Source organism: Agathobaculum hominis (assembly GCF_014288055.1).
GTDB lineage: Bacteria > Bacillota > Clostridia > Oscillospirales > Butyricicoccaceae > Agathobaculum > Agathobaculum hominis.
Map to the genome: position 1 here is coordinate 1 of NZ_JACOPK010000018.1, position 1,680 is coordinate 1,680.

The following is a 1,680-nucleotide window of genomic DNA, read 5'->3' on the forward strand; positions in this document are numbered from 1 at the left end:
AAAAAAATTTGAAGAAAAACAGTGCAACTACACCGTACCGGCCGTAAAAAGGCAACACCTACCCAAGCCCTGCCTCTTCCAATTTTGAAACAGGGCCTGTTCATCAGAGCGGCAGGCGGTACGCTCAGTCCTCCGGCGGAATATACAGGCGGTTATCCTTCAGCAGTCGAAAGACCAACCGGACCAGTTTTCTGGCAGTTAAGGCGAGTGCGCGTTTGTGCTGGTACTTGTTGACCTCTTTGAATTTGAGGTCATAGTAGCGCCGGAACTCGGAGTCGCATCTTCTCACGGAGTTGGCGGCTTCCAGCAGGTAGTAGCGGAGGTAGCGGTTGCCAGATTTGATCATCTGAGAATGTTCGGCTTCAAAATCACCGGACTGATTTCTGTGCCAGACAAGACCGGCAAATTTAGCAACCGAGGCTTGAGAATCAAACCGATGGATATCGCCAATTTCAGCGATGATACCGGCGGAGTAGACTTTGCCAATGCCAGGGATGGAGGTCAATGTATTCGGGATGATCTCAAACTGCTGCTCAATGGCTTTGTCCAGCACCTTGACCTGCTCCTTCAATGCCCGCATAGAAGCGATAGAAACGGCCATAGCTTGATTTACAGTGTCGTTCACCGTCTTAGGCAGCCGGTAAGATCCTCTGGCCGCAGCCTGCACTGCTTTAGCAGCAGCATCTGGATCAGCAAATCTACCTCGTCCTGTTTCGGCAATAAAAGCAGTCAGTTCATCCAGATCAGCGTTAGCCAAGTCGTCCACTGTTTCAAATCGTTCCATGAGCGCGATGGTAGTGGCGCTGGTATTCTGAATATCCTTAGCTTGCGCGATACCGGAGCATTTGAGGAACAGATAGTTGGCAAACCGCTGTTTTTCTCTGGTCAGGTTCTGAATAATGTCAAATCTGGATCGGGTAAGCGTTCTGAGCGCCTGGTAGCGATAGTCGTCCATATAGACCTCCTTGGCAATTCTGCCGAAACGGAGATGGTCGGCAATCACAAAGGCATCCACCCAATCGTTCTTTGGCAGGTCAGGATAGGCTTCCTTGAACTTTCGAACCTGCTTTGGGTTCAGAACATGGATTTTCCTCTGAAATCGGCCTAAGCTGCCATCCTCACGGAGTGCATAGACAAGACTGTCCCCGTAGATAGAGGTAGCTTCCAGACCAATTACCAAATCGCTGAGCGGAACAGATTCCAGTGCCGACACGATTCTCTCTGAGAGTATTTTAGCACCGCCAAGGTTGTTTTGCACGGAGAAGCTGGAGTGCTTGCTGCCGTCCGGCTTCATTAAATAGGCAACATTATTCCTGCTGCTCACATCAATGCCAACGAATAATGGATTCATAATTTTCACCTCCCCACATGGAGATTTCAGGCCAGCAGGCTTTGAGATACCCATGATAACCGGAGCATCCGCAACCTCGCGTATCAGAATCATTCCAGAACCGGCCAATGCGATAGCCCTCACTGCTGAAAGGGCGGCCTGCGTTCTGGCAAACAGCCAATGAGTTTGCAGCTAACTTCCGGCTCAGGGGAACGGACTTACAATGAAGCAGCCTTGCGGCTCAACTGGAGGTCCAAGAACTTGACCCTGCTGTCCTACAGCTATTGTATCACGGGCACCTCAAAGCCTGCTGATACCTGAAACTATTTACTTTTAACTTATTATACGAG

General features: G+C 50.0%; 1 protein-coding gene. It reads right to left on the reverse strand.

The window, feature by feature from the left end; translation table 11 throughout:
• Positions 1 to 124: 124 nt before the first annotated feature.
• On the reverse strand, positions 125 to 1,351 hold the full coding sequence (locus tag H8S02_RS12355; protein ID WP_186970776.1) for an IS110 family RNA-guided transposase: 1,227 nt from the start codon (positions 1,349 to 1,351) through the stop codon (positions 125 to 127).
• Positions 1,352 to 1,680: the final 329 nt, after the last annotated feature.